Raw genomic sequence first — 22,929 nt, forward strand, 5'->3', positions numbered from 1 at the left:
CGTGCCGCACGTCCAGGTGCCATGCCGACAACACTGCACGGTACATGCGGATCCGGGTGGCGTATGCCCCGCCGAATGATGATGGCCGAAAGGAGCACCCCCTGCCGCTGAGGGAGGGCCGCGACCGGGCGGCGGCGGCCCCGGGGCGGCCCGCGACCGGCTGCTGGTGAGGGGTGTTTCAGTCAACTACGGGTGGCGGAGGGGACGCCTCCTTGACAGTGCTCGACGCCGGTTGACTACAGTGCGGCTGTCCGTTCGCTTTCCCGATTTCCCGTTGACCGCCGTTCTCGCGGAGCGTCCCTCTCGCCGTCCGCAGGCTGTCCGGTACGTCGCTCACGCCTGTGGCGTTCTCAGCCGGGCCGGTGCATGCGTCGCGGACCGGTGGCACGTGCGTCACCTTTTCGACGCGGGGCCGGACCGTCCGGCCGCCCATGGCGACTCCCCGGCTCGGGCGTCAGCCGTCGCATGTCCCGATCGATGTCCCTCACACCGGAAAGGACACGATATGACCGTGTTGGGCTTGGGTGGATCCGGGCACGACTGGGCCTCCTGCGCCACAGACGGCAGCCGGCTCGTCGCGGTGGACGAGGAACGGCTCATGCGCAGCAAGTACGGCCTGGGCACGGACCTGCTGGCGGGCGTCAGCCGGCAGGCGTGCCTGGGACAACTGGGCACCACCGCGGCCGAGGTGGAGCACGTGGTCGCCTGCGAGCTGGTACCCCGGCCCTTCTACCACTCCTTCCGGCGACGGGTCACGGTGATCAACCATCACCTGGCCCACGCCTACAGCGCGTTCGGCGCCTCCGGCATGTCCCGGGCCGCGGTGCTGGTGTGCGACAACTCCGGCAGCCTCACCGTCGGCGACAAGTCGGGGACCACCGCCCGGGAGGCGGAGACCATCAGCTCCTTCGTCGCCGACGAGCAGGGCATACGGCTGCTCGACCGGGTCAGCGGGGCGCACGTGGTGGACGCAGGTTCGGAGAGCGCCTACTACCAGCCCGGCGAGACCGACAACTCGCTCGGGCATCTGTACCGCACGGCGAGCCTCGCCATCGGGCTCGCCTACACCGGACCGAAGACCCGCTTCCCGGTCAGCGAGGACGGCAAGACCATGGGCCTCGCGCCGTACGGCGACGAGCGGTTCGTGGACGACCTGGCGGAGCTGGTCACCCTGCTGCCCGCAGGCGGCGTCAGCATCTCCGCGAGCAAGGTCTCGCATCTGCTGGGGCGGCTGGCGCAGGACGCCGACTTCGACACCCGGGCGGCCATCGCGCGCGCCGCCCAGGAGGTGCTGGAGCGGGCCCTGGTGCACTGCGCCCGCGCGCTGCACGAGCGGACCGGGCTGACCGATCTGTGCATCGCGGGCGGCGTCGGCCTCAACAGCGTCGCCAACGGGCGGATCCTGAAGGAGACACCGTTCGAGCGGATCTTCGTCGTGCCCGCCGCCGGAGACAACGGCATCAGCCTCGGCTGCGCCTACTACGGGCTGCACGAGTTGGAGGGCGTGCCGATGGCGGAGCTGCCCGCCCTGAGGAACGCCTACCTGGGTCCCGAGTACCCGCGCTCCCGGGTCCGCGAGGCCGTCGCCGCCTCGGGGCTGCCCGCCCGCACCCCGGAGGACCTCCCCGGTGAGGTCGCCGCGCTGCTGGCCGAGGGCCGGATCGTGGGCTGGTGGGACGGGCGCAGCGAGTTCGGTCCGCGGGCGCTCGGGCACCGCAGCATCTTCGCCGCCCCGTTCCCGGCGTCCGTGCGCGACCACCTCAACGAGAACGTCAAGTTCCGCGAGTGGTTCCGGCCGTACGCGCCGGTCATCCGCGCCGAGCGCAGCGGGGAGTTCTTCGACCTCGGGCAGCCCTCGCCGTACATGCTGATCGTCACGAAGGTCACCCGTCCCGACGCCATCCCGGCGGCGGCGCATGTGGACGGCACGGCCCGGCACCAGACGCTGGAGGAGCACCAGAACCCCGCGGTGTACCGGCTGCTGGGCGAGTTCGAGCGGCTGACCGGCTGCCCGGTGCTGCTCAACACCTCCTTCAACGTGGCGGGCCAGCCCATCGTGGAGACCCCTCAGGAGGCCGTCGAGGCCTTCGCGGCCATGAACCTCGACCATCTCGTCGTTGGCGACCAGTTGGTGAGCAAGGCCTGAACGGAGGGGCTGCGGCCATGACCGTACTGGTCGTCGGGGGCGGGCCCACGGGACTGGCGACCGCGCTCTTCCTGGCCCGCGCCGGGGTCGCGGTGCGGCTCGTGGAACGCCGGCCCCACACCTCCACCCTGCCCCGAGCCACCCATGTCACGCGGCGGACCATGGAGTTGCTGCGCGAGGCCGGACTCCAGGAGGCGATGACGGCGGCCGGGTTCGAGGTGGTCGCCGGCGACGATCCGCGCGTGCTCACCGAGCCGCACCGGGTGCTGCCCCGCACGGTGATCGGCGTCCCCTCGCTGTCCGGTCTCGACGCCGCCGAGGTGCTGGAGACCGGGGAGGAGGAACTCGCCGTGCCGGGGCCGTGTCCCCCGTTCTGGTGCGGACAGCACCGCACGGAACCGCTGCTGCGCGAGGCCGCCGTGCGGGCGGGCGCGGACGTCCGGTTCGGGCAGGAGCTGAGCGGGCTGTCGGTGCACGACGACGGCGTGGTGGCGCGGATCCGCCGCGCGGACGGCCGTACGGAGACCGTGACCGCGCGGTATCTGGTCGCCGCGGACGGCGCGCACGGATGGATACCCGAGGCCGCCGGCATCGCGCGCGGCGGCCTGGGCACGATCGCGCGCCGCACCAGCATCCTGTTCCGGGCCGACCTCACCCCGCTGCTGAAGGGCCGCCGGTTCTTCATGAGCATGATCGATAACCCGGGGTTCACCGGCGCGGTCATGCAACTCGACGCGGACCACCGGTGGGCGGCGGCCGTGGAGAGCGAGGCTGTCGGCGGCCTGGGCCGGAAGCCCGACCCCGGGCGCTGCCTGGAGCTGGTGCGGGCCGCGCTCGGGACCGACGACATCCCGGTGGAGCTGACTGCGACCTTCCACTGGCGGGCCCGGCACCGGATCGCGGAGCGCTTCTCCGAGGGGCCCGTCTTCCTCGTCGGCGACGCGGCCCATCTGCATCCGCCCGCCGGCGGCTACGGCTCCAACGCGGGCATCCAGGACGCGCACAACCTGGCCTGGAAACTCGCCGCGGTGCTGCACGGCTGGGCCGGTCCCGCGCTGCTCGACAGCTACGACGCCGAACGCCGCCCGGTCGGCATCGCGACCGCCGAACAGGCCCTGCTGCTCGACGGCGTCCCGGGCGAGCGGCTCGGCGCCGAGGTGCGCGATCCGCGCACCATCATCATGGGCTACCGCTACCGTTCGGCCGCGGTGATCGGCGGTGCGACCGGGCCCGGCGACCCCTTTCCCGCCACCTTCGAGCTCTCCGGCGCGCCCGGCACCCGGCTGCCGCACCTGCCGCTCACCCCGGGGCCGGACGGCGGCCCCGGGCAGGGCTCCGTCCTCGATCTGTGCGCGCCGGCCGCCGGCGGCCCCCGGCTGCTCCTGCTCTGCGGCGACGACGGCTGGCGGCAGACGGCGGCCGAGGTCGCCCGGGAGCTGACGGTCCCGGTCACCGCCCGGGCCCTGCGACCCCCGGCGCCCCTCGCCCAGGTCTGCGGCACCGGCCCTGGCGGCGCCCTGCTGGTGCGGCCGGACGGCTTCGTGGCCTGGCGCTGCACCGCCGCCGCGCCCCCGACCGGGGCCCGGCGGCACCATCTGCTGGCCACGGCCGTACGGAGGATCCTCCGCCCGGTCGCGGCCCGCACCGGCACCCATCCCCTGACGTTGCGGAGTGGCCGATGAAGCATCCAAGCCCCTACTGCACCTGCTGGCCCGGTGGGACCGTGTGGCTCACCGGGCTGCCGAGTGCCGGCAAGTCGACCATCGCCGGTGAGCTGGCCCGCCGGCTGACGCCTCAGGGCCGCAGGGTGGAGGTCCTCGACGGCGACGAGAACCGGGCCCTGCTCACCGCCGATCTGGGGTTCAGCCGGGAGGACCGGTTCGCCAACGTCCAGCGCGTCGGCCTGATCGCGGAGATCCTGGCCCGCAACGGCATCCTCGCACTGGTGCCGGTGATCGCCCCCTACGCCGACGCCCGGGAGGCCGTGCGCAAGCGCCACGAGCAGTCCGGCACCCCTTATCTGGAGATCCATGTCGCCACCCCGGTCCAGGTGTGCGCCGAGCGGGACGTGAAGGGGCTGTACGCGCGCCGGGCGGCGGGCGACCTGGTCGGGCTGACCGGCGTGGACGACCCGTACGAGGCACCCCGCTCACCCGACCTCGCCGTCCCGGCCCATCGGCAGCGCCCGGAGGAGTCGGCCGCTCTGCTGCTCGGCCTGCTGAGGGAGCGGGGGCTCGCGTGAACCACACGGCCCTACTGGAGTCGGAGGCCGTCCACATCATCCGGGAGGCGGTCGGCGAGTGCGAGCGGCCGGTGCTGCTGTTCTCCGGCGGCAAGGACTCCGCCGTCGTGCTGCATCTCGCGCTGAAGGCCTTCGCCCCCGCGCCGCTGCCGTTCCCTCTGCTGCACGTGGACACCGGTCACAACTTCCCCGAGGTGATCGCCTACCGCGACCGGACGGTGGCCCGGTACGGGCTGCGGCTGCACGTGGCCTCGGTGCAGGAGAGCATCGACAGCGGGGAGCTGGCGGAACGCCCCGACGGCAGCCGCAACGCCCTGCAGAGCCCGTGCCTGCTGCGCGCCATCGAGGCCCACCGCTTCGACGCGGTGTTCGGCGGCGCCCGGCGCGACGAGGAGAAGTCCCGTGCGAAGGAACGGGTGTTCAGTCTGCGCGACGAGCTGGGCGGCTGGGATCCGCGGCGGCAGCGTCCCGAGCTGTGGGAGCTGTACAACAGCCGGCACACCCGGGGCGAGCACGTCCGGGTGTTCCCGCTGTCCAACTGGACGGAGCTGGACGTCTGGCAGTACATCGGCCGGGAGCGCATCGAGCTGCCGGAGATCTACTTCGCCCACCGCCGCGAGGTGTTCCGGCGCGACGGCATGTGGCTCACCGCCGGCGGCTGGGGCGGGCCCGGGCGCGGTGAGCGCGTGGAGAAACGGCAGGTTCGCTACCGCACGGTCGGCGACATGTCCTGCACCGGGGCCGTCGACTCCGCAGCGACCACGGTGGCGGAGGTCGTCCGGGAGATCATGGCCTCCCCGCTGACCGAACGCGGTGCCTCCCGCGCCGACGACAGGGTCTCCGAGGCCGCCATGGAGGACCGCAAGCGGGAGGGGTACTTCTAGCCGTGCCGATCACTACGGTTCCCGCTGACGCGGCGCTTCCCCCCACGGACACCGCGCTGCTGCGGTTCGCCCTCGCCGGCAGCGTGGACGACGGCAAGTCCACCCTCGCCGGGCGCCTGTTGTACGACTCCGCGAGCGTCCTCGCCGACCAGCTCGCGGCGATCGGCCGGGCCACCATCGGGGCCCGCCCGGACCTCGCGCTGCTCACCGACGGGCTACGGGCCGAGCGTGAGCAGGGCATCACCATCGACGTGGCGCACCGCTACTTCGCCACGCCCCGGCGCCGGTTCGTCATGGCCGACACCCCGGGGCACGCGCAGTACACCCGCAACACGGTCACCGGCGCGTCCACCGCCGACCTCATGGTGATCCTCGTCGACGTCCGCAACGGCGTCGTCGAGCAGACCCGCCGGCATGCCGCCGTGGCCGCGCTGCTGCGGATCCCGCACGTCGTCCTCGCCGTCAACAAGATGGACCTGGTCGGCTACGGGGAAGCCGAGTTCACCGCGGTCTCGAGGGAGTTCACCGAGACGGCGTGCGGGCTGGGCATCCCCGAGACGACCGCGATCCCGATGTCGGCCCTCCTCGGTGACCAGGTCGTCACCCCTTCCGAGCGGCTGTCCTGGTACGGCGGCCCCACGTTGCTGCACCACCTGGAGACCGTGCCGCCGGCCCGCGAACCGGCCGGGGCGGCTGCCCGGTTCCCGGTCCAGTACGTCATCCGGCCGCGCACCGCGCAACACCCCGACTACCGGGGCTACGCGGGCCGGATCGCCGCGGGCACGTTCCGCGTCGGCGACCGGGTGACCGTCCTGCCCTCGGGGTCGGCCACCACCGTCAGCGGCATCGACGCCCTGGGGGTACCGGTGGAGCGGGCCTCGGCGCCGCAGTCGGTCACGCTGCTGCTCGCCGACAGCGTCGACGTGGCGCGTGGCGACCTGATCGTGCCCGCCGGGCAGGAGCCGCCGCTCACCCGCACCGTCGAGGCCACCGTCTGCCATCTGCACGAACGCCCGCTGCGCCGGGGCGACCGGGTCCTGGTCAAGCACACCACGAGAACCGTACGAGCCCTGGTCGCCGACATCCCCGCTCGGCTCGGCCCGAGCCTGCTGGACGAGGAGCCGGCACCGGACCGGCTCGACGCGGGCGGCATCGGGCGCGTGGTGCTGCACACGGCCGAACCCCTCGCTCAGGACGCCTACCGGGATTCCCGGCGCACTGGCTCATTACTGATCATCGACCCGACCGACGGCAGTACGCTCGCCGCCTGCATGGCGGGCCCCGGGCCGGTGTACCGCACGGGTGCCGCCCGCGCCCGCACAGCGTCGGACGACGAGGAAGAGGAATGCCAGTGAGCGAGTTGAACCCGGCGAACAAGACGACTCCGTCCCAGGAGAGCCTCCGGCAGCTCACCGAGGACGTCAGGGGCCCCGTGTTCCTGCCGGGCGAGCCCGGCTACGCCGAGCACATCGACGGCTTCGACCGGGCGGTCGAGCACCGGCCCGCGCTGGTCGTGGCCGTGGCGAACGCCGACGACGTGGTCACCTCGGTCCGCTTCGCCCGCGACCACGGGCTCGGCGTCGCCGTCCAGGCCACCGGGCACGGTGCCTGCCTGCCCGCCGACGAGCACTCGGTGTACCTGTCCACCCGCGCCATGAACGGCGTCCGGGTGAACCCCGAGCGGCGCACCGCACGGCTCGAGGCCGGTGTGCTGTGGCAGGACGTCATCCCGCTCGCCGCCGAGCACGGGCTCGCCCCGCTGAACGGCTCGGCGCCGTTCGTCGGTGCCGTCTCCTACGTGCTGGGCGGCGGCATCGGCGTCCTCTCCCGGCGCTACGGCTACGCCGCCGACCACGTCCGGCGCATCGAGGTGGTCACCGCCGACGGCGAACTCCGCGTCGCGGACCAGGACGAGAACCCGGACCTGTTCTGGGCGCTGCTCGGCGGCAAGGGCAACTTCGGTGTGGTGACCGCGATCGAGGTCGAGCTGATGGAGGTCGCCCGGCTGTACGGCGGCGGCCTGTGGTACCCGGCCGAGTCGGTGCGGGACGCGCTGCACCTGTACCGCACCTGGGTCACCGAGATGCCGGAGGAGATGGCCTCCTCCTTCTTCATGCTGGACTGGCCGGACGCGGACGGCGTGCCCGAGGAGCTGCGCGGACGCTTCGCCCTGCACCTGCGGCTGAGCTACGCCGGCGACCCGGCGGAGGGGGAGCGTCTGATCCGGCCGCTGCGCGAGGTGGCGCCGATCCTGCTGGACACGGTCACCGACATCCCGTACACGCAGGTCGGCACCATCCACAACGACCCGCCGGTCTCGGGCGCCTACCACATCAACAACTTCCAGCTCGGCACGCTGGACGAGGACACGGTCGAGGCGATCCTGGGGCTGGTCGGACCCGGCACGAAGAGCGCGGTCAGCCTGGAGGTGCGCAACCTCGGCGGCGCCCTGGCCCGCCCCCCGCGGGTGCCCAACGCGGTCGCGCACTTCCCCGAGGCGCGCTTCCAGGTGTACTCGGCCGGGGTCCTCGGCATCGGCGAGGACGAGGCGGTGTACGAGGGCCACGACCGGGTCGTGGCGACGCTCGCGCCGTGGGCGACCGGCACCCGCATGCTCAACTTCATGGCGGGCATCGCCCACACCGACCCCGCCGACGTGCGGGAGGCGTACACGGACGAGGCGTACGAGCGTCTGGTCGAGCTGAAGACGGCCTGGGACCCGGGCAACATGTTCCGCTTCAACCACAACATCCCGCCGAGGGCGGCCGGGAACTAGACCCGGCCCTCCCGCCGCCCCGCGCGCCCCGCTCTGCCCAGCCGAACACACCGACGAGCGATTGCGGAGATTGCCATGACCGAGCACGTCAAGACCGTGGACCAGAGCGTCAACCGGCAGATGGTCGAGCTGCTGCAAGGGGCGTGGCGGGCGCGGGCCGTCCATGTCGCCGCCGAAGTGGGCATCCCCGACCTGCTGGCCCAGGGCGAGCGCACGGTGGCCGACCTGGCCGAGCGCACCGGCACGCACGCACCGACCCTGGGCCGGCTGCTGCGGGCGCTGAGCACGTTCGGGGTGTTCCGGCGGCTGCCGGACGGGCAGACCTACGGCCAGACGCCGCTGTCGGCCGTGCTGGTCACCGAGCCGGGCAGTCCGGAGTCGACCGACGCCCGGTTCATGGCGGCGAACTGGCACTGGGCCGCGTGGGGCGACCTGCTGCACACGGTGCGCACCGGCGAGTCGTCCTTCGAGAAGGCGAACGGGATCTCCTTCTGGGAGCTGACCAAGAGCGACCCCGACGCCAAGCAGCGGTTCAACGCGGCGATGAGCGCGGTCTCGGAGGCGGAGAGCGCCGGCATAGCCCGCGCCTACGACTTTCCGGCCGGCGCTCACGTGGTCGACGTCGCCGGCGGGCTCGGCAGTCTGCTGGCGGCGGTCCTCACCGAGCACCCGACGGTCCGCGGCACCGTCCTGGAGCGTCCGGAGATCGTGCCGCTGGCCGAGGAACTCCTGGCGAAGGCGGGCGTCGACGGACGGTACGAGACGGTCGCCGGAGACTTCTTCGAGGAGATACCGGCAGGCGCGGACGTCTACACGATCAAGCGCGCGCTGCACGACTGGGACGACGACACCATCGTGCGCATCCTGGCCCGGATCCGGGAGTCCATGCGCCCCGGCGTACCGTTGCTGATCATGGAGAGCATGGTGGACGAGACCTCCGACCAGGAGGCGCTGTTCCGCGGGCTGCTGCTGACGGTGCTGGTCGGCGGCCAGGACCGGCCCGAGTCGGACTACCGGGAACTGGCCGAGCGAGCGGGTCTCACGGTGCGGCGCAGCATCCCGGTCGGCGGCGACCTGCGTATTTTGGAGACGGTCCGGGCCTGAGCGCCCGAGCGGCCGGCGCCCCGTACGGACCACCCGGTTCCGCAGGGGCGCCCCCCGTTCAGCGGTGGGCCGCCTTTCGTGCGGTCCCGCGGGGGCCAGGCCGCCGGCGCCGCGCCGTGTCGGCGAGGAGCCGCCGCACGGCGTGGTTGTCGGCGGGGTTGAGGTCGCTGCCGGGCGGCACGATCTCGTCGATCCGGTCGAGGATCTCGTCGTCCAGGACCGTCCCGGCACCGGCGAGCAGGCCGTTGAGCTGGTCCACGGTCCGGGGTCCGATGATCACCGAGGTCACGGCCGGGTGGGCCTGGACGAAGCCCAGGGCGAGACGGGTGAGCGGCATCCCGGCCTCCGCCGCCAGCGCGCGCAGCCGGCTCACCGCCCGTGCCTTGGCCGCGTTCGCCGGTACGGTGGGGTCGAACCGCTGCGGTTCCAGAACCGTACGGCCCTTCCCGGGTGTGGCGTCGCGGTCCGACAGCCAGCCCGCGCTCAGCGGGCCCCAGGCGAGGACGCCCATGCCGTGCCGCTGTGCGGTCGGCAGGACGTGCATCTCCACGCTCCGGCTGAGGATGGAGTACGCGGGCTGTTCGGAGCGGAAGTGGACGTGGCCGCGGCGCTCGGCGGTCCAGCGGGCCTCGACAAGCTGGTCGGCGGGGAAGTTGGAGGTGCCGATCGCCCGGACCTTCCCCGCCCGCACCAGGTCCGACAGCGCGGAGAGCGTCTCGTCGATGTCGGTGTCGGGGTCGACTCCGTGCACCTGGTAGAGGTCGATGTGGTCGGTGCCGAGCCGGCGCAGGCTCTCCTCGACGGCCCGCATGATCCAACGCCGGGAGTTCCCGCGGTGGTTGGGGTCCGGTCCCATGGGGCCGTGGAACTTGGTGGCGAGGACGACATCGTCGCGGCGGCCCTTGAGCGCCTCGCCGACGATCTCCTCGGTGCCGCCCTCGCCGTAGATGTCGGCGGTGTCCACCAGGTTGATCCCCGCGTCCAGGGCCATGCCGATGACCGTGCGCGCCTCCTGCCGGTCGGGGTTGCCCCAGGAACCGAACATCATGGTGCCCAGGGCCAGTTCGCTGACCGAGATCCCGGTGTCGCCGAGGATGCGTCGTTCCATGCGTCTTCCGTCCTCCGGTCGTCTCGACTGCTGATCAGGGCATGCCCCGCTACGGCCGCCCGGTGCGAGGCATGCCGGCGAGCGTGCGGGCCACCTCGGCCTCCGGTATGTCCTGCACCAGTTCCACACCGCCCGGCCCGTCGAGCACGAGGCTCAGGCCGCGCGTCGCCTTCTTGTCGAGCCGCATCAGCGGGATCAGGGCCGCGGGGTCGACGTCCGCGGGCAGGGCGCAGGGCAGTCCGTAGGCGCGTACGACCTCCTCGTGCTCCGCGACCCGGTCGGGCCCGATCCGTCCGAGGGCACCGGCGAGGCGCCCCGCGAACACGGTGCCGATCGCCACGCACTCACCGTGCCGCAGGGCGTAGTCGGTGGCGCGCTCCAGCGCATGGCCGAGGGTGTGCCCGTAGTTGAGCGTGTGCCGCAGGCCCGCGTCCCGTTCGTCCGCGGCCACCACGGAGGCCTTCAGACGTACGCTCGCGGCGATCTGCTCGGCGAGCGGCAGCCCGCGCAGGTCGCCGGCACCGATGAAGTGGCAGCGGGCGATCTCGCCGTAGCCGTTGCGCCACTCGCGCTCGGGCAGGGTGCGCAGATAGTCGGTGTCGCAGAGGACCGCGGCGGGCTGCCAGTAGGCGCCGACGAGGTTCTTGCCCTGTGCGAGGTTCACCGCCGTCTTGCCGCCGACGCTCGCGTCGACCTGGGCGAGCAGGGTGGTGGGCAGATGGATCACGGGAACGCCGCGGTGGTACAGGGCGGCCGCGAGACCCACGGTGTCGGTGGTGGTACCGCCGCCGCAGGAGACCACCGCATCGGTCCGGGTGAGCCCGAAATCGGCGAACGCGCCGCACAGCCGTTCCACCGTGGCCAGTGTCTTGTTGTCCTCGCCGTCGGGCAGCGGCAGCCGCAGCGCCGGAACACCCGGATCGGGCGCCTCGTCCACGGGCCGGGCAGTGACGACGGCGGCCCGGCGTGCCCCGAGGCCCCGGACGAGCGGGGCGAGCAGGCCGCGGGCTCCGGGGCCGATGTGCACGGAGTAGGAGCGCGCTCCCAGCGGTACGTCGATGCGCTGCACGTCAGCAGCGTGCCGTGTACGCGTCATGCGCTCTTTATACGCGTCCCGTCCGCCCCGCGCGAGGGCGCCTTCCGGCACCGTCGGCCCGTCTCAGAGGATGCCGGTCCGCCCCGCCGCCCAGTGGACCTGGGTCTTCACCGCGTAACGCGGCCAGGCCCGCTCACCGCACAGATGGCGCACCACGGCCCGGCAGGTCGTCGCCTCACCCGCGACGTAGGCGATGCCCGGCTCGGGCGGCAGCCGCAGCCGCCGTACGGCCTCCAGAAGCACCCGCGACCCCACGGCGGAGGCGCGGCCCCGGTGCACCCAGGGAAGACCGCGCGGACCGTGCGGTGCGGAGAACTCGCCGTCCGGCCCGGTCGTCTCGAGGACCCCGCAGGCCGCCGCTCCCGCGGGCAGCGCCGCCAGCATGGTCAGCAGCGGTACGGCGCCGGTCTCCTCGCCGATGAAGACGTGGTAGCGGGCCCGTGGCTCCAGCGTGATCCGGTTGCGCGGCACCCCCAGACGGGTCCGGTCCTCCGTCACCGCGGAGAACGCCCACCGGCTGCCCGGGCCCCCCGGCCGGTGCCGTGCGATCCGCAGCGTCAGCGTGGCGCGCGACGGACTGTGCCTCCACACGGAGTACGTCCGCAGCCGCGGTACGCCGTCCACGTCCGGTACCTCCAGCGGCAGGTGAGCGCCCGGTTTGCTGCGCAGGACCGCGAGCGTGGGCCCTGTGAGAGTCAGCTCCCGCATGGCCGGGGTGACGTCGCGCACCTCGGCGACCCTCACATCCAGCATCCGGGTGTCGTGGAACCGCCGCCCCTGCCCCGCGCCGTGCCGGGGCACGTCAGACAGACTCACCCGTTCCGCCCTCCTTGGCTCCCTCGACCGGTCGGACCCCTGCCGCCGTTCAGTATGCCGCCCGTGCACGAGGCCCCGTTGATCCCTGGGTGGCCCACGGTTAGGGTTCCCGGGATTCGGGACGCACCGGGGCCTGGCCAAGGATGTCGGAGGGTTCGGCATGACATCGGAACACCAGCTCATCACCGGCAGTACCCGATTGTTCGCCGTGATCGGAGATCCGGTCGAGCAGGTGCAGGCACCCTCGATGATGAACGCGCTGTTCGCCCGGCTCGGCGTCGATGCGGTGCTGGTGCCGGCGCACGCCACACCAGCACGACTCGCCGCCGTGGTCCGGGGACTGCAGAGCACCGGAAATGTCGACGGACTGCTCATCACCGTGCCGCACAAGAAGGCCGTCCTGGACCTGGCCGACGAGGTGAGTCCCACGGCGGTGCTCAGCGACGGCGCGAATGCGATGCGCCGGGCCCCGGACGGCCGGTGGCAAGCCGACAACTTCGACGGCGAGGGCTTCGTGCGGGGGTTGCGCGCGGCCGGGCACGAACCGGCGGGCCGGCGCGTCTGGCTCGTCGGCGCGGGCGGGGCGGGCAGCGCCATCGCCGTCTCCCTGCTGTCGGCCGGTGCCGAACTGACGATCACCGACCTGGACGAGCACCGGGCGCGCACGCTTGCCGAGCGGCTGTCACCGCGCTTCCGGGGACGTGTGCACAGCACCGCGGGCCCCGTGGCGGCGGATCTGGCGGTGAACGCGACCCCGCTGGGGATGCGCCCCGAGGATCCCCTGCCCTTCGATCCCGCGCTCCTCGCCGGCAGCACGGTGGTGGTCGACATCGTCATGAAGCCCCGGCGCACCGCACTGCTGCGAACAGCGGAGAGGCACGGCCTCGAGGTGCACTACGGTGCCGCGATGCTGGCCCACCAGCTCGATCTGTACCTGGACTTCTTCGGCCTCGGCGGACCGCCTTCCTGACCGGGGCACGGGGGCGCGGCGACGGACTCCGGCCTCGGACGACCTGGCCACCGACCTGCCCACAGGCAGAAATCGCCGCCGGGAAGGCGGAAAGAGCTCTCGACAAGCCGGTGTACCACCGAAGCCGTTTCCCTGAGCGAGGGTCCGTCGCACGATCGGGTGACATTCGAACCGGCTTACGCCAGGGGGAAGTTCGACGACGAAGGCGGTTCCGGAGTCTCGCACCGGTTCCGAGGGCCGGGCAGGACCACCGGGACCGCCCTTCGGGACCGGCGGCGGTCGCGTCCGGGCACGGCTCAGCGTTCCGTCTCCCGGTGCAGTCTCCACGCCTCCTCGCGCAGGTCCGCGTCGAGGAGCAGATCCGCGGCCGTGCAGGCCAGCGCGCCGGTGACGGCGACGAGGACGTCGCGGGCCCGCGGGGAGGCGGCTGCCGCGGCGAACTCGGGGGTGTGGTCGGACCCGTCGTCCAGGACGGCGACGAAGGGGTGGATGGCGGGCACGCGCGCACTGACGTTGCCGATGTCCGACGATCCCAGGTGGACGCCCGGCACGGGCGGCGTCAACTCGATCCCCGCCCCGGACAGGTGCTCGGCGAACCTCCCGGACAGCGGGCCGCTGTCACGGAAGTGCTCGTAGCGGAGCGTGGCCCGTTCCACCTCGACCCCGGTGCCCGTGGCGTGGGCGACGCCCTCGGCGCCGGCGCGCAGCTGCCCGATCAGGTCCTCCAACGCCTCGTTCGTCGCCGCGCGCAGGCCGAACAGCCCCTCCGCGCGCTCCGGGACGATGTTGGTGGCCTTGCCCCCGTCGGTGACGATCCCCTGGATGTGGGAGGCTTCCGGCAGCCGCCTGCCCAGGGCGGTCAGGACGTTGAAGAGTTCGATCAGCGCCAGGAGGGCGTCGACGCCCTCGGTCGGGTTGCCGGTGGGGTGCGCGGCGCGGCCGTGGAAGGCCACCCGGTACTGCACCTGCGCGGTCAGCGGCGCCCGCGTCCAGTCGTACACGCCCGGGTGGAACATCAGCGCGGCGTCGACGTCGTCGAACACGCCGGCCTCCACCTCCAGGACCTTTCCGCCCCCGCCCTCCTCGGCCGGCGTCCCGACGGCCATGACGCGTCCGGCCGAGCCGTCCAGGACCGCGTTCAGCGCGAGCGCCGCCCCCAGACCGGCGGCCGCGATGAGATTGTGCCCGCAGGCGTGGCCGAGGCCCGGCAGGGCGTCGTACTCCAGCAGCAGTGCCACGGCGGGGCGGCCGTGACCCGAGCGGGCGGTGAATGCGGTGGGCATCCCGGCCGTCCCGCGCCCGACCTCGAAACCCTCCCGCTCCAGCGCGTCCGTCAGCAGCGCCGCGGCCCGGTGCTCGGAGAAGGCCTGTTCGGGATGGGCGTGCAGCTCGAGCGCGATCCCCCACAACGGATCCGCCCGCTTCGCGACCTCCCCGCGCAGCCTGTCGTGGACGCCGGCGTTCACGTCGTCGCCGGAAGGCGTGGTGGCCACCTGGTCTCCTCGGATCGGGGCGCGGTCGTCGGTCCTCGCTTCGCACACCACCGGGTTCCATCGGCCGGGCGTCGCGACACCTCCGGGTTTCAACCGGTGCGCCGGTGCAACACGTTCGGTGCGCTCCCGGACGACGCGGAGCGACGTCGCCGTGCCGGGAGCGGCCGGGGGCGGGACGACCGCTGGGAGGAACGATGGATCACTCGCGGGTACCCGTGCTGGAGGCGCTCGAGGAGTTCCGGCGGCGCGGGGACGTGGCCTTCGGCCCGCCGGGGCACAAGCAGGGCCGAGGCGTGGACCCGCGGGTGGCGGAGGTCGTCGGGCTCGACGTGTTCCGGTCGGACGTCCTGTCCCTCAACGGCCTGGACGACCGCCGCCAGTCCCAGGGGGTGCTCGACCAGGCCCAAGAGCTGATGGCCGACGCGGTGGGGGCCGAGCAGGCGTTCTTCTCCACCTGCGGCAGTTCCCTGTCGGTCAAGACCGCCATGCTGGCCGTGGCCGGTCCCGGCGAGAAGCTGCTGCTGTCCCGCAACGCGCACAAGTCGGTGATCGCGGCCGTCGTCGTCAACGGTGTGGAGCCGATCTGGGTGCACCCGAAGTTCGACGCCGAACGGCACCTCGCGCACCCGCCGGAGCCCGAGGACGTCCGGCGCCGCCTCCGGGAGCACCCGGACGCCAAGGGCATGCTGCTGATCACCCCCACCGACTGGGGCACCTGCGCGGACGTGGCGGGCGTGGCCCGGGTCTGCCACGAGTTCGACGTCCCGCTGATCGTCGACGAGGCGTGGGGGGCCCACCTCCCGTTCCATCCCGGGCTGCCGGCCTGGGGCATGGACGCCGAGGCCGACCTGGTGGTCACCAGCGTCCACAAGATGGGCGGGGCCGTCGAGCAGAGCTCCGTCTTCCACCTCCAGTACGACCGGGTGTCGCCGGAGGCCCTCAAACAGCGGGAGGACCTGCTCGGCACCACCAGCGCCTCGTCCCTGGTCTACGCGACCCTCGACGGCTGGCGCCGCCAGATGGTCCAGCACGGGCGCGAACTCCTGGACGTCGCGCTGCGCCGTGCGGAGCGCATCCGGTCGGCCGTCGGCGACCTGCCCGGCCTGCGGCCCATGGGAGGGGAGGTCGTCGAGGAGGGGTTCGCCGCCGCGTTCGACCCGCTGAAGATCGTGATCGACGTACGGGAACTGGGCGTCAGCGGCATGCAGGCGGCCGAGTGGCTGCGGGCGAACCGGCATGTCGACGTCGGCGGCTCGGACACCTGCCGGATCAGCGCGTCCATCACGCACGCCGACGACGACCAGACCGAGAAGGTCCTGCTGGACGCCCTGCGCGCGCTCGTCGAGGGCGCCGACTCCATCGAGAGGCGGCCTCCGGTGCGCCTGCCCGAACCCCCGGCCCTGGAACTGGAGCAGGCGATGCTGCCGCGGGAGGCGTTCTTCGCCCCGGTGGAGCACGTGCCCGCCGAACGGGCCGCGGGACGGATCGCCGCGGAGACGATCAGCCCCTACCCGCCGGGGGTGCCCGCCGTCGCACCCGGTGAGGTCATCACCGACGAGGTGCTGGACTACCTGCGCAGCGGGGTCGAACACGGGGTCCTGATCCCGGACGCGGCCGACCCCTCGGTCACGACGCTCCGGGTGGTGGCGCGGCACTGACGACGACCGGCAGGACATGCTCGAACGACCGGCCCCGTGATCCCGCGGGAAAGCCCGTGTCCCGGACGGAACGCCCGTGAGGCGGTCCGGCCGGGGCCCGCGGGTCCGGGGCCCACCGGGTGAGGAACAGGAGGGTCGCATGCGTCTGCACCACAGCCGTCCCACGGATCCGGGATACCGCCGTCTGCGGCACGGGCGCGGCTTCCGGTACCTCGACGCCTGCGGGGACCCGCTGCGCGACCCCGCGGAGCTGGACCGGATCCGGGCGTTGGCCGTACCGCCGGCCTGGCGCGACGTGTGGATCTGCACCCGGGCCAACGGACATCTGCAGGCAGTGGGCACCGACGCCGCCGGACGCCGTCAGTACCTGTACCACCCGCAGTTCCGCGCCGAGCAGGAGCAGGCCAAGCACGAGCACGTGCTCGACGTCGCCGAGGTCCTCCCGGCGGTGCGGAAGACCGTCGAGGAACACCTCGAGGACCGGGGACTGACCCGGCAGCGCGTCCTGGCCACGGCCGTACGCCTGCTCGACCTCGGTTTCTTCCGCATCGGCAGCGACCGTTACACCGAACTCAACAACAGCTACGGCCTGACGACGCTGCTCGCCGGGCACTCCCGCTGCCGGGCCGGTGCGGTCCTGTTCACCTACACCGGCAAGCACGGCAGGGAGATCGTCCGGACGGTCGCGGATCCCGCCGCCTGCCGCAGCCTCAAGGCGCTGAGGCGGCGGCGGAGCGGTGACGACCGGCTCCTGGCCTACTGGGAGGGACGCCGTTGGCACGAGGTGAGCGGTGACGACGTCAACCTGTACCTCAAGGAGCTGGCCGGCCTCGAGATCACCGCGAAGGACTTCCGCACCTGGCACGCCACGGTCATGGCCGCCGTGGCACTGGCCGTCTCCCGGTCCGTCGCGCGCAGCGAGACCGCCCGGCGCCGGGCCGTCGCCCGGGCGGTGCGCGAGGTGGCCGGGTACCTCGGCAACACGCCCGCGGTCTGCCGCGCCTCCTACATCAACCCACGGGTGATCGAGCTGTACGAGGAGGGCGTGACGATCGCCTCCGTGCTGCCCCGCCTCGGCGACGGGGGCGCGCACGGCATCCCCGCGACCCAGGGACCCGCTGAACGGGCGGTGCTCCGCATGCTCCGCGAAGGGCGCCCGCCCGAGGCCGGAGGGACCTCACGGGGCGGGACGCCCGTTCAGGGCTGACGCCCGCCCGGCGCCTCCTCGCAGGTGATCTCGTCCCGCGGGGTGTAGTGCGTGCGGAACGGCTCCCGTCGTACCTCCCGGCCGTCGTCGCGGAAGACCCGCTCGACGGTGACGTCGAAGCCCTCGAGCGGGGCCTGCGGCACGCACTGCTCGTCGGTGCTCACCCTCTTCGCCGGCTGCCGCACTTGGGTGCGCGGCCCCGTGACCGACGTGACCTCGTCGTACTTCTTCGTGCCGAGGAAGCTGACGGTCAGCGAGGTGTCGGTGGACTCGGCCTGGATGTACACGGCCTTGCCGGAGTCGTTGGTGAACCTCAGATCCAGGCTGCCCCAGGCGACCGTGGCCTCCCGGCCTTCGGGATAGCGCTCGATGTAGAAGGAGTGGGCGCCGTGCTCGACCGGCTTGACCCCGGCGAAGAACATCGCGTTGAAGACGGTCGTGGCCACGGCGGAGACGCCCCCGCCCGGCGCCTTCCGGTACTGGTCGTCGTAGATCATGATGCCGTCGACGAAGCCGTTGGCCTCGGTGCGCTCGCCGACGGTCCGGTTGAAGCTCCAGGTCTCGCCCGGCATGACGACGGAGCCGTCGATGAGTTCCACGGCCCGGCCGACGTTCGTCGTGCGGTAGGCGGCCGGTTCGAAGTGGACGGTGAAGGAGGACATCTTCTCCGTCAGTCCCAGACGTGCCGCGTTCTCGCGGGTGACCTCCGGCTGGATCCGTCGCGTGTCCACCTCGCCGGTGCGGGCGGCGCCCGACTCGGTGAGCAGGGGCAGGACGGCTTTGCCCAGGGCCTTGTCGGTGACCTCCAGGCCGGCCCTGGCGTCGGCGGTGACCACGACCCTCTCGCCCTCGAGCCCCAGCCGGGCGTTGCGGGGTGTGGCGGGGAGGCCGTTCAGGGCGTCGGCCACCACCGGCGCGGCGCGCAGGCCCTTGCTGTCGAGCTGCGGTGTGAGCCGGCCGGCGTCGTCCGGCCGCATCGTGAGGTGCTCGCCCAGCACGGCCGGGGGGAGCGTGAACCGCCTGCCGCCCGCGGTGAGCGTGACCGGTGCCGACATCGCCGGCCGCGCGAACCCGCGCACCGCCCGCCGGACCTCTTCCGCCGTGACCTCCGGCTCGGTCTCGCGTGCGGGCAGCACCGTGACCGAGTCCGCCGCTCCGCGCAGGAAGGGGGCGCGCAGCGAGCCGACCGCAGCGTCCACGTCCAGCGCGTACCCGGTGCGCGGGGCGACCTGCTCGACACGGCCGCCGGCGAAGGAGACCGCGCCGTCGCGGACCTCCTGGTCGAGCGTCTTCGCCAGCTTCCCGAGGGCGGTACGGGCCTTGTCCTCGTCGACCCGCACGACCGGCTCGATGTCACCGCCCGAACGGAACAGCCCGCCGATCACGCCGACCGGATCGGCCCCGGTGGACGTCGCCCGGTCCAGGGTCTCCCGGACGTCGAAGGTGAGCCCCGCCTGCCGCGGATCCACCGCGCCCCTGCGGTCGCCGACCCGTACGGCCAGCTCGTGCGGGCCGGCCGCCGCCAGGTGCCGCTCCAGTTTCCGGGCGGCTTCCTCGCGGGTCAGGCCCCCGACGTCCACACCGCGCACCGTCGTCCCCGCCTCGATCTCACCGCCGGTGAGCAGCAGCCCGGTGAGGTACAGACCACCGATGCCGACGGCCAGCGTGCCGCCCACCAGGGCGAGGGGCGGGAAAGAGGCTATCCGGGGGCGCATGGGTCTCCTGAATGATCGACGGGACGCGCACCCGGTGGCGCGGCACCGGGTGCGGGAGCAGTCGGCCAAGCTACGCGCAACCGGGTGCTAAAAGGTATATCCAAGGTCACACCGGACGTTTTGGATCATCGGTCCGAACGGCGGCGGGCAACCGCCCGCCCGCCCGCCCGCCCGACCGGCCCCGGCGTCGGCCCCGGCGCCGTCGCGGCCCGTGCGAGGATCGCGGGGTGAACGATCCGCGCCTCCGCCTCGCCGGCGAGAGCGACCTCGCCGCCCTCGTCCGTCTGCGCGACGACGCCGCCCGCCGGATGCTCGCCCGGGGCGTCACCGGCCAGTGGCGGCCCGGTCGGCTCGACGAGGACCACTTCCGCAGGGTCATGGCGAGTGGTGAGGTCTGGCTCGCCGAGACCGACGGCCGCGTGGCCGGGGCGTGGGAGCTGTGGTGGAGGACGAGGACGCCTGGGGGCCGCAGCCGCCGGCGGCCGGCTCCGCGCACCGGCTGATGGTGGACCGGGGCAACGCCCGGCCGGGGACGGGACGGCTCCTGCTGCGTGCCGCGGAGCGGCGCATCGCCGCGGCGGGACGGGCGCTCGCGCGGCTGGACTGCCTGGCCGGCAACGCGCGCCTGAACGCCTACCAGCTGGACGCCGGCTGCCGGGTCGTCGGCCACCGGGCGGGCAAACCGCAGCCGGGCGGTCCGCCCAAGCCGTTCACCCTCCTGGAGAAGTCCTGCGGAGCGGCCGCAGGGGCCCGGTGACGCCCCACCGCGCCCCGGGGACCGCCCACGCCCGCCCCTCGGCCCGACGCCGTCCGGCCTCGGGGACGGCGACACGGGCGGCCGATGTCCCCGGAGTTCCCGTCTGTTGACAGGACGTCACACCACTCTCATCATGGGAGCGCTCCCACCGGCGGGATCCGCCGCGCGCCGCCCGTGCACGACCGCACCGCATCCACGCACCGCCCTGTGCCGCCGGCGCGGAACGCCCCGCCCCCGCGCCGGCACTCCGCCCGTCCGCGCGCGGTCCGGCGCCAGCCGCCCCGCCCGTGCCGGACCCCGAGGGAGGACCCCCATGCCCTTACCGCAGAGACCCGGCCGGCCGAACGGCACCCGCCGCCTCGTACGCACCGCCGCCGCCCTGACCGCCGCGCTCGCCCTGCTGTCCCCGCTGAACGCCGTCGGCGCCGCGTCGGCCGCCGAGCCCGAGAACCCCGCCGCGGACGTCGACGTCCGGGTCAACACGCAGGCGTCGCTGGGCCGGATGTCCGACACCGCGCGCGGGGTCAACGCGGCCGTCTGGGACGCGCACATGAACGATCCCGAGGTCGCCGACCTGATGAAGGCGGCCGACGTCGGGGCGATGCGCTACCCCGGCGGCTCGTACGCGGACATCTACCACTGGGAGACGCACACGGCGCCCGGAGGGTACGTCGCCCCCGGCACCGGCTTCGACGCCTTCATGGGCACCGTCCGCGCCGCCGGGGCCCAGCCGATCCTGATCGCCAACTACGGCTCCGGCACGCCCGAGGAGGCGGCCGGCTGGGTCCGGTACGCCAACGTCACCAAGCACTACGGGGCGAAGTACTGGGAGATCGGCAACGAGATCTACGGCAACGGCCACTACGGCAACGGCTGGGAGCACGACGAGCACGAGGACAAGAGCCCCCGGGAGTACGCCCGTCAGGTCCGCGCCTACGCCGAGGCCATGAAGGCCGTCGACCCCACCGTCAGGATCGGCGCGGTGCTCACCACCCCGGGCCACTGGCCGGACGGCGTCGTCGGCGAGGGCGATCCCGGCGACTGGAACCACACCGTGCTCTCCGAGGTCACCGACGTCATCGACTTCGTGAGCGTCCACTGGTACGCGGGCGGCGCCGACACCACCGCCGAGGACGCCATGACGAGGCTGACCAGGCTGCCCGGCGAACTGCGGGAGGTGCGCAACCAGCTCGACCGGTACGCGGGCGTCGACTCACCGCGCATCGGCATCGCCCTCACCGAGATCAACACCAACACCGGCGGCGCCATGCTCACCGCCCGCCCCAACGGCCTGTTCGCCGCGGACGCGTTCCTGACGGCCCTGGAGAACGGCGTCTTCACCGTCGACTGGTGGAACACCCACAACGGCGCCGGCCGGATCACCACCGTCGACGGCGAGACCGACTACGGCGACATGGGGATGCTCTCCAGCGGAGCCTGCACCGGTGACGTCTGCGAGCCGGCGCCCAACACGCCGTTCCACCCGTACTACGGCATGAAGATGACCGGCGAACTGGGCACCGCGGGCGACACCCTGGTCGCCGCCGCGTCCTCCGCGCAGGACGTCTCCGCCCACGCCGTGCACCGCCGCGACGGACGGCTGAGCGTCCTGCTCATCAACAAGGACCCGGACGCCGCACGGACCGTGGACCTCGACTACGAGGGCTTCACCCCGTCCACCGCCGCACCCGAGGTCAGCCGTTACGCGCGCGGCGACGGCGACGTCACCGCCGTCACCGACGGCACGGCGTCCGCCTCCCGGGTCACCGTGCCGCCGTACGGGATGCTCGCCGTCACGCTCACCCCGCAGGCCGGCACCGGGCCGGGTGCCTCCGGCGCCGGGACCCCGGGGACGCCGCGGCTGGGGGCGGTGACCGACACCACTGCGAGCCTGTCCTGGGAGGGCGCCGCGGGCGCCACCCGCTACCTGGTCCAGGAACGCGACGGCGCGCACACCCACGTGGTGGGCGAGGCGACCGGCACGTCCGTGACCCTGCGGAACCTGCCCCCGGGCAGCACCCACACGGTCAACGTGCTGGCGGCCGACGCCTCGGGCCGGCTCTCCGCCCCGTCCGCTCCGCTGACCTTCACCACCGGCACCCCGCCGGACGCCCCCTGCACGGTGACCTACCACCGCGACACGAGCTGGGGCAACGGCTTCGTGGCCACGGTCACCGTCCGGAACCTGTCGGACACCCCGATCACCGGCTGGACCGTGGACTGGGACTGGCCGACCGACCGCCAGTCGGTGTCCTCCGGCTGGAACGCCACGTTCCACCAGACCGGCCGGCACGTACGGGTGACCGCCCCCGAGGGCGCCGGGCCGCTGGCCCCGGACGGCGGGTCCACGGCCTCGTTCGGCTTCGTCGGCGCCAACGACGGGCCCAACCCGCAGCCGACGGCCCTCCGCCTCAACGGAGCGGTCTGCTCGGGAGGCTGACACCCGGTCCGCCTCCGCGGGCGGCGGACGGACGACGTCCGCCGCCCGCGGAGGGGACACGGGCATGTGTCCGTGGAGCGTCCGACGGTCCCGCGGCACGGCGAGTGGCGTGCCCCCCGGGTCAGCAGGAACTGCCGCAGGACGACGAGCTGCTCCCGCAGGACGACGAGCTCCCGCAGGACGAGTAGCCGCTCCCGCAGGACGAGGAGCCGCCGCTCGCCTCCGCCTCCCACCAGGACGGCTGGTGGAGCGTGCTGCCGGCGTCGTGCGCCGAAGCCCCGCCGTGCGCGGCACCGGTCACGGTCGGCCACGTCCCGCGGCCGGGCCCGGCACCCGGGCCGTGCACGGTCGCCCGCAGGCCCAGATCGTCCCAGGCGCGGCGCCACGTCCGGCGCACCAGCCAGGTGGTCCCCGCGACGAGCGCCAGCACGCACCCGCCCACCCATATGAACGCGATCCCCATGACGTCCCCCTTCCGCCGGGCCCGCGCACCGACTGTTCGCAGGTTGCCCCGCCC

General features: G+C 73.4%; 17 protein-coding genes and 1 pseudogene. 12 read left to right on the forward strand and 6 right to left on the reverse strand.

The window, feature by feature from the left end; genetic code table 11:
* Positions 1-505: 505 nt before the first annotated feature.
* The 7 genes from ABTY20_RS14215 to ABTY20_RS14245 all read left to right on the forward strand — a co-directional run bounded on the left by ABTY20_RS14215 (position 506) and on the right by ABTY20_RS14245 (position 9,152).
* Positions 506-2,146, forward strand: coding sequence for a carbamoyltransferase family protein (locus tag ABTY20_RS14215; RefSeq protein WP_351997276.1), 1,641 nt, complete (start codon positions 506-508; stop codon positions 2,144-2,146).
* 17 nt (positions 2,147-2,163) lie between these two features.
* Positions 2,164-3,828, forward strand: a complete 1,665-nt coding sequence (locus ABTY20_RS14220) for an FAD-dependent oxidoreductase (protein ID WP_351997277.1) — start codon at positions 2,164-2,166, stop codon at positions 3,826-3,828.
* Entirely contained in the window at positions 3,825-4,388 is a 564-nt protein-coding gene (gene cysC / locus ABTY20_RS14225; RefSeq protein WP_351997278.1) for an adenylyl-sulfate kinase, read from the forward strand. Before ABTY20_RS14220 ends, cysC begins: the two co-directional genes overlap by 4 nt.
* On the forward strand, positions 4,385-5,272 hold the full coding sequence (gene cysD / locus ABTY20_RS14230; protein ID WP_351997279.1) for a sulfate adenylyltransferase subunit CysD: 888 nt from the start codon (positions 4,385-4,387) through the stop codon (positions 5,270-5,272). The genes cysC and cysD overlap by 4 nt, the downstream gene beginning before the upstream one ends.
* 8 nt (positions 5,273-5,280) lie before the next feature.
* The gene (locus tag ABTY20_RS14235; RefSeq protein WP_502991808.1) at positions 5,281-6,627 is read left to right on the forward strand and encodes a sulfate adenylyltransferase subunit 1; all 1,347 of its coding nucleotides are present in this window, start codon (positions 5,281-5,283) and stop codon (positions 6,625-6,627) included.
* Positions 6,624-8,048 carry an FAD-binding oxidoreductase gene (locus ABTY20_RS14240; protein WP_351997281.1) on the forward strand — a complete coding sequence of 475 codons (1,425 nt, stop codon included), beginning with the start codon at positions 6,624-6,626 and terminating at the stop codon, positions 8,046-8,048. Before ABTY20_RS14235 ends, ABTY20_RS14240 begins: the two co-directional genes overlap by 4 nt.
* A 75-nt stretch (positions 8,049-8,123) precedes the next feature.
* Positions 8,124-9,152, forward strand: a complete 1,029-nt coding sequence (locus tag ABTY20_RS14245) for a methyltransferase (protein ID WP_351997282.1) — start codon at positions 8,124-8,126, stop codon at positions 9,150-9,152.
* A gap of 58 nt (positions 9,153-9,210) precedes the next feature.
* On the opposite strand, the gene ABTY20_RS14250 is transcribed toward ABTY20_RS14245, so the two are convergent.
* The 3 genes from ABTY20_RS14250 to ABTY20_RS14260 form a co-directional block, all read right to left on the reverse strand.
* Positions 9,211-10,260, reverse strand: a complete 1,050-nt coding sequence (locus ABTY20_RS14250; RefSeq protein ID WP_351997283.1) for an aldo/keto reductase — start codon at positions 10,258-10,260, stop codon at positions 9,211-9,213.
* A 49-nt stretch (positions 10,261-10,309) separates the two neighbouring features.
* A complete protein-coding gene (locus ABTY20_RS14255) occupies positions 10,310-11,356 on the reverse strand; it encodes a 3-dehydroquinate synthase family protein (protein ID WP_351997284.1) in 1,047 nt (348 codons plus the stop codon).
* A gap of 63 nt (positions 11,357-11,419) precedes the next feature.
* Positions 11,420-12,172 carry a siderophore-interacting protein gene (locus tag ABTY20_RS14260; RefSeq protein WP_351997285.1) on the reverse strand — a complete coding sequence of 251 codons (753 nt, stop codon included), beginning with the start codon at positions 12,170-12,172 and terminating at the stop codon, positions 11,420-11,422.
* Between the two features lie 160 nt (positions 12,173-12,332).
* On the opposite strand from ABTY20_RS14260, the gene ABTY20_RS14265 reads away from it, so the two are divergent.
* Positions 12,333-13,142 (forward strand): shikimate dehydrogenase family protein, encoded by an 810-nt coding sequence (locus ABTY20_RS14265; protein ID WP_351997286.1) that lies wholly within the window; start codon positions 12,333-12,335, stop codon positions 13,140-13,142.
* A gap of 296 nt (positions 13,143-13,438) precedes the next feature.
* On the opposite strand, the gene ABTY20_RS14270 is transcribed toward ABTY20_RS14265, so the two are convergent.
* Positions 13,439-14,635 (reverse strand): amidohydrolase, encoded by a 1,197-nt coding sequence (locus ABTY20_RS14270; RefSeq protein ID WP_351997287.1) that lies wholly within the window; start codon positions 14,633-14,635, stop codon positions 13,439-13,441.
* A 194-nt stretch (positions 14,636-14,829) separates the two neighbouring features.
* Here ABTY20_RS14270 and ABTY20_RS14275 point away from each other — a divergent pair, with 194 nt between their 5' ends.
* Together ABTY20_RS14275 and ABTY20_RS14280 are read left to right on the forward strand one after the other, a co-directional pair.
* A complete protein-coding gene (locus ABTY20_RS14275) occupies positions 14,830-16,293 on the forward strand; it encodes an aminotransferase class I/II-fold pyridoxal phosphate-dependent enzyme (RefSeq protein WP_351997288.1) in 1,464 nt (487 codons plus the stop codon).
* 139 nt (positions 16,294-16,432) lie between these two features.
* Positions 16,433-17,500 carry a DNA topoisomerase IB gene (locus tag ABTY20_RS14280; protein WP_351997289.1) on the forward strand — a complete coding sequence of 356 codons (1,068 nt, stop codon included), beginning with the start codon at positions 16,433-16,435 and terminating at the stop codon, positions 17,498-17,500.
* Here the strand turns inward: ABTY20_RS14280 and ABTY20_RS14285 are convergent.
* On the reverse strand, positions 17,491-19,215 hold the full coding sequence (locus ABTY20_RS14285; RefSeq protein ID WP_351997290.1) for a VanW family protein: 1,725 nt from the start codon (positions 19,213-19,215) through the stop codon (positions 17,491-17,493). The two genes, ABTY20_RS14280 and ABTY20_RS14285, sit on opposite strands and share 10 nt — an antisense overlap.
* A gap of 227 nt (positions 19,216-19,442) precedes the next feature.
* Here ABTY20_RS14285 and ABTY20_RS14290 point away from each other — a divergent pair.
* A pseudogene (locus tag ABTY20_RS14290) lies at positions 19,443-19,972 on the forward strand (GNAT family N-acetyltransferase).
* Between the two features lie 313 nt (positions 19,973-20,285).
* Positions 20,286-22,412 carry a cellulose binding domain-containing protein gene (locus ABTY20_RS14295; protein ID WP_351997291.1) on the forward strand — a complete coding sequence of 709 codons (2,127 nt, stop codon included), beginning with the start codon at positions 20,286-20,288 and terminating at the stop codon, positions 22,410-22,412.
* A gap of 121 nt (positions 22,413-22,533) precedes the next feature.
* Here the strand turns inward: ABTY20_RS14295 and ABTY20_RS14300 are convergent, their stop codons facing one another.
* Positions 22,534-22,875 carry a hypothetical protein gene (locus ABTY20_RS14300; RefSeq protein WP_351997292.1) on the reverse strand — a complete coding sequence of 114 codons (342 nt, stop codon included), beginning with the start codon at positions 22,873-22,875 and terminating at the stop codon, positions 22,534-22,536.
* Positions 22,876-22,929 lie beyond the last annotated feature (54 nt).

Origin of the sequence: Streptomyces sp. NPDC126497 (assembly GCF_040302425.1) — a bacterium.
Taxonomy (GTDB): domain Bacteria; phylum Actinomycetota; class Actinomycetes; order Streptomycetales; family Streptomycetaceae; genus Streptomyces.